Here is a 7,426-nt window from a genome sequence, read left to right as displayed (position 1 = left end):
GCGCCTTCGCGGTAAAACTGTGGGCCGCCACGGCCAGACCGCTGACGGTCAGGGTCCAGATGCCCGTCGTCGGCTCGACGAACCGATGGGCGCGCTGGATAAAAAGCTGCGGTCGCAGATGCAACTGGAGTTGGTGCAGATCATCGAACGCGTCGGCGTGACCTGCGTGATGGTGACCCACGACCAGGAAGAAGCCATGACCATGGCTGAACGCATCGCGATCATGCACCTGGGCTGGATCGCCCAGATCGGCAGCCCGGTCGACATCTATGAAGCCCCGGTCAGCCGCATGGTCTGCGAGTTCATCGGCAACGTGAACGCCTTCGACGGCACGGTTGTAGAGGACCTCGAAGGTCACGCGATCATTCACAGCAAGGACCTGGAGCAGAAGATTTACGTCGGTCACGGCGTCAGCACCTCGGTGCAGGACAAGTCGATCACCTACGCCATCCGCCCGGAAAAAATGCTGGTCAGCACCCTCAAGCCCGAGCAGCGCTACAACTGGTCCGAAGGCAAAGTGCATGACATCGCCTACCTCGGCGGTCACTCGGTGTTTTACGTCGAATTGCCCGGCGGCAAAATCGTCCAGTCGTTCATGGCCAACGCCGAACGTCGTGGCGCGCGCCCGACCTGGGACGACAAAGTCTACGTGTGGTGGGAAGACGACAGCGGCGTGGTACTGCGCTCATGAAAACACTCAATCAGCAGTTCATGCGGCTGATGCCGAGTGGTCGAAAGCTCGTCATCGGGATTCCATTCCTGTGGCTGTGCCTGTTTTTCCTGTTGCCGTTCTTCCTGGTGATGAAGATCAGCTTCTCGGAAGCGGCGCTGGCCATTCCTCCTTACTCCGAGATCTACACCTACGCCGAACAGAAGTTTCAACTGTTCCTGAACGTCGGCAACTACCTGTTGCTGACCGATGACGAGTTGTACCTCTCGGCGTACCTCGGCTCGCTGAAAGTGGCGTTTTTCAGCACGCTGATGTGCCTGGTGATCGGTTTCCCGATGGCCTACGCCATCACCAAGGCCAACAAGGAAACGCAAAACGTTCTGATGCTGTTGATCATGATGCCGACCTGGACCGCAATCCTGATCCGCGTGTATGCGTGGATGGGCATCCTCAGCAACAACGGTCTGCTCAATGCGTTTTTGATGTGGACCGGGCTGACGTCGCACCCGATCGAAATTCTCAACACCAACACCGCGGTCTATATCGGCGTGGTGTATGCGTACCTGCCGTTCATGGTGTTGCCGCTGTACGCCAACCTGGTGAAGCACGATGGCACCCTGCTGGAGGCTGCGTCGGACCTGGGTTCAAGCAACTTCAACAACTTCTGGAAAATCACCGTGCCGCTGGCCAAGAACGGCATCATCGCCGGTTGCATGCTGGTGTTCATTCCAGTGGTCGGTGAGTTCGTGATCCCGGAACTGTTGGGCGGCCCGGAAACCTTGATGATCGGCCGTGTGCTGTGGCAAGAGTTCTTCAACAACCGCGACTGGCCGGTAGCGTCCGCGCTGGCGGTGGTGATGCTGTTGATCCTGATTGTGCCGATTCTGCTGTTCAACCGCAGTCAGGCCAAAGAGATGGAGGCACGGGGATGAAACGTTTCGGCTTTTCAAAATTGATGCTGGTGTTCGGCCTGTCGTTTATCTACCTGCCGATGCTGATTCTGGTGATCTACTCGTTCAACGCCTCGAAACTGGTGACGGTGTGGGGTGGCTGGTCGTTCAAGTGGTACGCCGGCCTGCTCGACAATACGCAACTGATGGGCTCGGTAGTGCGCTCGCTGGAAATTGCCTGCTACACCGCGATTGCTGCGGTAGCGCTGGGAACGTTGGCGGCGTTTGTGCTGACGCGCGTCACGCGCTTCAAGGGTCGCACGCTGTTCGGTGGTTTGGTGACGGCGCCGTTGGTGATGCCGGAAGTGATCACCGGCCTGTCGTTGTTGCTGCTGTTTGTGGCGATGGCGCAGTTGATCGGTTGGCCGATGGAGCGCGGCATTGTCACGATCTGGATCGCCCACACCACGTTCTGTGCCGCGTATGTGGCGGTTGTAGTCTCCGCCCGCCTTCGCGAACTGGACCTGTCCATCGAAGAAGCGGCCATGGACCTCGGGGCGAAGCCGTTCAAGGTGTTTTTCCTGATCACCATTCCGATGATCGCGCCGTCACTGGCGGCCGGCGGCATGATGTCGTTCGCGCTGTCGCTGGACGATCTGGTGCTGGCGAGTTTCGTTTCCGGGCCGGGTTCGACGACCTTGCCGATGGAAGTGTTCTCGGCGGTGCGCCTGGGGGTCAAACCCGAGATCAACGCCGTGGCCAGTCTGATCCTGCTCGCCGTTTCGATCGTGACCTTCATGGTCTGGTACTTCAGCCGCCGCGCCGAAGCCACCCGTAAACGCGCGATTCAGGAAGCGATGGACCAGACCGCCAGCGAATCCTGGACACAGCCGAAAAACCAACGAGTTGAAGTGGCTTAAGTGACTACAAACCTATGGCGACGGAGGTTTCTGTAGCGAGGGGGCTTTTTGTGGCCAAGGGCATGCCTGTGACCTGGAGGCTTTCTGTAACCAAGGGCTTGCCTGTGGCCAGGAGGCTTTCTGTAACCAAGGGCTTGCCTGTGATCAGTAGGCTTTCTGTAACCAAGGGCTTGCCTGTGACCAGTAGGCTTTTCTGTGGCGAGGGGGCTTGCCCCCGTTGGGTCGCGAAGCGGCCCCCAAACCTGCAACCGAGGTGTATCAGGCCCACCGTTTTCGCAGATTTTACGGCTGCTGCGCAGCCGAACGGGGGCAAGCCCCCTCGCCACAGGCAAACCCTTGACCACAGGCAAACCGCTGACCACAGGTAACCCCCCTCGCCCAGGTTTTGTGTTTTGAATAAGAAAATTGGAGTTGTACCGATGAAAATGTTTGGCAGGACTCTGCTGGCACTGTCCTTGTTGGGCGCAATCACCACCGGCGTCCAGGCCAATGACAAGGTACTGCGCGTCTACAACTGGTCGGATTACATCGCCCCGGACACCGTCAAGAAGTTCGAAGACGAGACCGGCATCCGCGTGACCTACGATGTGTTCGACAGCAATGAAACCCTTGAGGCGCGCCTGCTCGCAGGCAAATCCGGTTACGACATCGTCGTACCGTCGAACAGTTTCCTGGCCAAGCAGATCAAGGCTGGCGTCTATCAGGAGCTGGACAAGTCGAAGCTGACCAACTGGAAAAACCTCAACCCGGTGCTGCTGAAAAATGCCTCCGCCAGCGACCCGGACAACGCTCACGCCTTCCCGTACATGTGGGGCTCGATCGGCATCGGTTTCAACCCGGCCAAAGTCAAGGAAGTGCTCGGCGCCAACGCACCGACCAACTCCTGGGACTTGCTGTTCAAACCGGAAAACGCCGAGAAACTGAAAGCCTGCGGCATCAGTTTCCTTGATTCGCCGACCGAGATGCTGCCGGCCGCCCTGCACTACCTGGGCTACCCGGTGAACTCGCAGGACAAAGGCCAGATCGCCGAAGCGGAAGCGCTGTTCATGAAGATTCGGCCGTCGGTGGCGTATTTCCATTCGTCGAAATACATCTCCGACCTGGCCAACGGCAACATCTGTGTAGCGGTCGGTTACTCCGGCGACGTGCTGCAAGCCAAGGCTCGCGCGCAGGAAGCGGGCGACAAGGTGAAGATCGACTACAGCATTCCGAAAGAAGGCGCCGGCAGCTTCTACGACATGGTCGCGATCCCTCGGGACGCGGCAAACGTCGAAAACGCGTACCTGTTCATGAACTTCCTGATGCGCCCGGACATCATCGCCGAGATCACCAATAACATCGGCTACAGCAACGCCAACGCGGCGGCGACGCCATTGGTGGACGAAGCGATTCGCGACGACCCGGGCTCGTACCCGTCGCAGCAAGTGATGGCGACGCTGTATGCGATTCCGGACATGCCGATTGGTGTCCAGCGCGTGATGACCCGGGGCTGGACCCGCGTAAAACTCGGCAAATAACACCGATACCCTGTGGGAGCCGAGCTTGCTGGCGATAGCGGTCGTACCTTCCCATTGATGTTGGATGTGCTGGCCCCTTCGCGAGCAAGCCCGCTCCCACAGGGTTCGACTGTGTTGTTCAGGAGCAAGCTTGCTCCCACAGGGTTTGGTGGTGTTCACAGGCTTGTGCTCCAGCGCAGCTCACTGTGGGAGCGGGCTTGCCCGCGAAGGGGCCATCGCCGACGACACAAAATTTCAACGTTTTCCGTTCACGCAGCGCCTTACCACCGCTGCACCTCTCTCAAGAACGGCCTCACCTGGCTTCCTCGGTTCAGGTGAATTCGGGCGCCCTCCTCGGGCGCCTTTTTTTGTGCGCCGCCTATAGTTGAAAGCAACGCTATCAACGGGACATGGCCATGCGCGAGATCATCAGCAAAGAGCCGTGGTGGGCAATGCCACCGCAACCGGGGCAGGATGAGTCCGAGCTGGAATGGGGCTGGCTGGTTCACTACAGCGAAGGCGAGCCGCGTTTCGAGTTCGTCAGGGAGCGGCCGACGGACACTGAGATCAGCCATCGCAAGAGTTGCAGGATCACCCCGGCATCGGAATGACCCACTACGCGGTCAGCACTCCAGGAGGATATTGAAGCCGCCAAAGATCATCCGCTGACCGTCGAACGGCATCGGGTTGACGTCCTGCTGCATGCGCGGGTCGGCCATCATTTTCTGCATGCCGGCATCGCGGGTGGGCTTGTCCGGCCAGACGATCCATGAAAACACCACGGTTTCGTCTTCCTTGAGTTTCACCGCTTGCGGAAATGAGGTCAGCTTGCCGACCGGAACGTCATCACCCCAGCACTCCACGATGCTCAGGGCGCCGTTTTCCTTGAAGATCACCGAGGCGGATTCGGCGTGCTTCCTGAATTTTTCACGGTTGGCGGTGGGCACCGCAAAGACACAGCCATCAACGTAAGACATGGTCATTCTCCTGCTGGGGGTAGAGGGTCGAACTGCTTGTTAGTCGATTCGGGTGGGCTCCAATCGACAGCTCCACCGTCGGACCCGACCGACGGTGCTTCGGCGCTCCCCGCCAGATTGCCCTCGATCTGCGCCGCCAGGTACAGCGTGCCCGCCATTACGCCAGTCGTCGGGTTTTGCACCAGTTTTACCCAAGCCTTGTCGAAGGTATTGCCCAGGCTGCTGCGAATCAGTGCCTCGCTGTCCGGCCGGTCGGCGGCCTGAATGATCGCGCGAATTCCCGCCACCCCCACGGTAATCAGGCCTCCAGCGAGTTTGCCCGCTGCCGCCGCCACCGCGCTGGCGGCTCCGCGCGGGGCCATTTCGGCTTCCATGCGCTGGCTGGCGCGCTTGGCCACGGGCGCCATCGCCGTGTCGGTCGAGCCCACGCCCTTGTCGCCACCGGCCTTGTGGATCTTGTCGATCAGCGCCGCGTACGCCGGCAGCGAACTCAGCGGTTCGCTGTGAACCACTTGATAAAGCGAGGCATCACGGGCGGCGGGCGGCCCGAGGGCGATGGCGGGGATTTTCTGCAGCCGGCCGTTGAGTTGGGCCATCGGTATGCCGTGACGTTGGGAAATTTTCTGCAGTTCTTCCTGGACGATGTCCACGTAGAACGCCGTGGCCAGTCCGAGAATCGCATCCGGGTCAATCTCCACCGCGACCGGTGCCAGCACGCGCTTTTGGTATTGCTCCAGCAGGTAGGCGGCCAATTGCCTGGCCGAGGCGTCCTGTTCGCCCTGGGCGCTGAGGGTGTACCAGCTGACTTTCATCGACAGCCATTCCTGGGTCCAGTAACTGCTGAACCAGGGGATGAAGTTTTCTTCGGTCAGTTGGTAGACCCGCGTGCGCCAGTAATCCATGGCGCCGCGCGCGTAGATTTTGGTCTGCTCGGTGGCCGATTGCGACGCTGCGACGATTTCGCGATCCACCTGGCGCCAGGAGCTCTCGGACACCATCACAACCGGCGCCACCACCGGGGCACGCGCAGGCGTGGCGCATCCCGCCAACACCACCATCACGGCGACGATCAGCGAACGCAGGTTCAAGATCGCGGTTTCCTGGCGTGTGCGCCGGACGGAATGTCCGGTGATCAAAGGGTCTATCGGGTTTGAGTATAGGTGGCGAGGATTGTTCGCCCGGGATCGTGGGTGTTTTTGATGGCCTCTTCGCGAGCAAGCCAGCCCTCACGGGTTGCGGGTCAATGTGCAGGCCTTCTGTCGCAGGTCTTGTGTCTACGCGGTCGAATGCGGGATCGAGCGTGCTCGCGAAAAGGCCCCAGAGCACACCATCATCCGTATCGATACTCACCATCGTCACGAATGCCTTCCGCAAAAAAACCGCCAGGCGCACGATCACTCCCATCCCGCGCCTGAACCCCACACCGGAGGGGCACATCATGTTGATCCATCTCCTGACTTGCCTGGCCCTGACGGCCGTTACGCTGACCCTGTTTTCCCGTTTCTTCCTGGACATCGGCCAAACCGAGGAGCACCCATCATGATCAACCAAGTGACCCTGTCCGTGAGCTTCCCCGTGTTCGGCACCAACTACTATTCGCAGGCAGTCGTTTTCCGCACAGCCTTGGCGCTGGTGTTCGACAAGAACTTCGAGGCGTTGCTGATGCCGGCCGCCGCCAACCACTTCAACAATGAAGTGGTCGGGCTGAATGATCAGTTCCGCTTTCTCAACGATGTGCTGGTCGAGCATCTGCTGGAGACCGAACTGGCGCAAAGCGCACCTCGCTCTTCGCGCCAGTTCACCTTTTAGACTGACTCACCAGACTCAGGCGGGCCGGCGCACGGCCCGTACCTTGCCGCTGTTGCCACCACCGCAGAAAAACCGGTCCGCGCCATCGGACTCCAGCCCTGACACGCCGACTCCCGTTGGCATCGTCACGCTTTGCAGCACTTCGCCGGTTGTCGGGTCGATGCGCCGCAATTCGCTTTCATCACCCTCCCAAGTGCCGTGCCAAAGATCACCTTCAACCCAGGTCACGCCCGTGACGAAGCGGTTGGACTCAATCGTGCGCAGGATCTGGCCGCTGTCCGGGTCGATCTGATGAATCTTGCGCTCGCGGTATTCACCGACCCACAACGTCCCTTCCGCCCACGTCAGCCCTGAGTCCCCGCCGCTGCCCGGCGCGGGGATGGTGGCGAGCACTTCGCCGGTCTGCGGGTCAATCTTGAGGATCCGGGCTTCGCCAATCTGAAACAGGTGCCGGCCGTCGAAGGCGGTTCCGGCGTGGGCGGCAATCTCAATCGAGCGCAGGGTCTTGCCGCTTTGCGGGTCGAGGGCGTTGAGCTTTTCTCCGGACGCGAACCAGACGTTCTGGCCGTCATAAGAGACGCCATGCACGCTGTCGATGCCTGGAAAAGGCCCATATTCACGGATGATTTCAGCGGTTGAAGATTTCATGTGGACTTCCTCGTGA

The 7,426-nt window shown here is 60.0% G+C and carries 9 protein-coding genes; 6 read left to right on the top strand and 3 right to left on the bottom strand.

The genetic code is table 11. The annotated features are described in order from the left end of the window. From ACQKP4_RS22110 to ACQKP4_RS22090, 5 genes are all read left to right on the top strand, one after another. Nucleotides 1–691, top strand: a 691-nt coding sequence (locus ACQKP4_RS22110; RefSeq protein ID WP_427635729.1) for a TOBE domain-containing protein, incomplete at its 5' end; no start/stop codon positions are given. 29 nt (nucleotides 692–720) lie between these two features. Then, a complete protein-coding gene (locus ACQKP4_RS22105) occupies nucleotides 721–1,602 on the top strand; it encodes an ABC transporter permease subunit (RefSeq protein WP_427635731.1) in 882 nt (293 codons plus the stop codon). Continuing rightward, on the top strand, nucleotides 1,599–2,480 hold the full coding sequence (locus ACQKP4_RS22100) for an ABC transporter permease subunit (RefSeq protein ID WP_427635728.1): 882 nt from the start codon (nucleotides 1,599–1,601) through the stop codon (nucleotides 2,478–2,480). Before ACQKP4_RS22105 ends, ACQKP4_RS22100 begins: the two co-directional genes overlap by 4 nt. A gap of 419 nt (nucleotides 2,481–2,899) precedes the next feature. Further along, nucleotides 2,900–3,997 carry a polyamine ABC transporter substrate-binding protein gene (locus ACQKP4_RS22095; RefSeq protein ID WP_427635727.1) on the top strand — a complete coding sequence of 366 codons (1,098 nt, stop codon included), beginning with the start codon at nucleotides 2,900–2,902 and terminating at the stop codon, nucleotides 3,995–3,997. Between the two features lie 395 nt (nucleotides 3,998–4,392). Continuing rightward, on the top strand, nucleotides 4,393–4,587 hold the full coding sequence (locus tag ACQKP4_RS22090) for a hypothetical protein (RefSeq protein WP_427635726.1): 195 nt from the start codon (nucleotides 4,393–4,395) through the stop codon (nucleotides 4,585–4,587). 12 nt (nucleotides 4,588–4,599) lie between these two features. Here the strand turns inward: ACQKP4_RS22090 and ACQKP4_RS22085 are convergent, their stop codons facing one another. Continuing rightward, nucleotides 4,600–4,953 carry a DUF1428 domain-containing protein gene (locus ACQKP4_RS22085; RefSeq protein ID WP_427635725.1) on the bottom strand — a complete coding sequence of 118 codons (354 nt, stop codon included), beginning with the start codon at nucleotides 4,951–4,953 and terminating at the stop codon, nucleotides 4,600–4,602. 2 nt (nucleotides 4,954–4,955) lie between these two features. Continuing rightward, the gene (locus ACQKP4_RS22080) at nucleotides 4,956–6,041 is read right to left on the bottom strand and encodes a hypothetical protein (RefSeq protein ID WP_427635724.1); all 1,086 of its coding nucleotides are present in this window, start codon (nucleotides 6,039–6,041) and stop codon (nucleotides 4,956–4,958) included. Nucleotides 6,042–6,492: 451 nt separating this feature from the next. Here ACQKP4_RS22080 and ACQKP4_RS22075 point away from each other — a divergent pair, with 451 nt between their 5' ends. Next, entirely contained in the window at nucleotides 6,493–6,762 is a 270-nt protein-coding gene (locus ACQKP4_RS22075; protein ID WP_427635723.1) for a hypothetical protein, read from the top strand. Between the two features lie 15 nt (nucleotides 6,763–6,777). On the opposite strand, the gene ACQKP4_RS22070 is transcribed toward ACQKP4_RS22075, so the two are convergent. Next, on the bottom strand, nucleotides 6,778–7,410 hold the full coding sequence (locus tag ACQKP4_RS22070) for a glutamine cyclotransferase (RefSeq protein WP_427635722.1): 633 nt from the start codon (nucleotides 7,408–7,410) through the stop codon (nucleotides 6,778–6,780). Nucleotides 7,411–7,426 lie beyond the last annotated feature (16 nt).

The sequence above is a fragment of the Pseudomonas sp. NPDC086278 genome, from assembly GCF_050280905.1.
Classification (GTDB): Bacteria; Pseudomonadota; Gammaproteobacteria; order Pseudomonadales; family Pseudomonadaceae; genus Aquipseudomonas.
Note: the sequence above shows the minus strand (reverse complement) of the source record. Positions and strands in the feature narration are given on the sequence as shown.

What these genes read in the sequence shown, in the direction of transcription:
- ACQKP4_RS22085 (WP_427635725.1), bottom strand. Translation starts at nt 4,953, where the DNA reads ATGTCTTACGTTGATGGCTGTGTCTTTGCGGTGCCCACCGCCAACCGT.
- ACQKP4_RS22105 (WP_427635731.1), top strand. Translation starts at nt 721, where the DNA reads ATGCCGAGTGGTCGAAAGCTCGTCATCGGGATTCCATTCCTGTGGCTG.
- ACQKP4_RS22100 (WP_427635728.1), top strand. Translation starts at nt 1,599, where the DNA reads ATGAAACGTTTCGGCTTTTCAAAATTGATGCTGGTGTTCGGCCTGTCG.
- ACQKP4_RS22095 (WP_427635727.1), top strand. Translation starts at nt 2,900, where the DNA reads ATGAAAATGTTTGGCAGGACTCTGCTGGCACTGTCCTTGTTGGGCGCA.
- ACQKP4_RS22075 (WP_427635723.1), top strand. Translation starts at nt 6,493, where the DNA reads ATGATCAACCAAGTGACCCTGTCCGTGAGCTTCCCCGTGTTCGGCACC.
- ACQKP4_RS22090 (WP_427635726.1), top strand. Translation starts at nt 4,393, where the DNA reads ATGCGCGAGATCATCAGCAAAGAGCCGTGGTGGGCAATGCCACCGCAA.
- ACQKP4_RS22070 (WP_427635722.1), bottom strand. Translation starts at nt 7,410, where the DNA reads ATGAAATCTTCAACCGCTGAAATCATCCGTGAATATGGGCCTTTTCCA.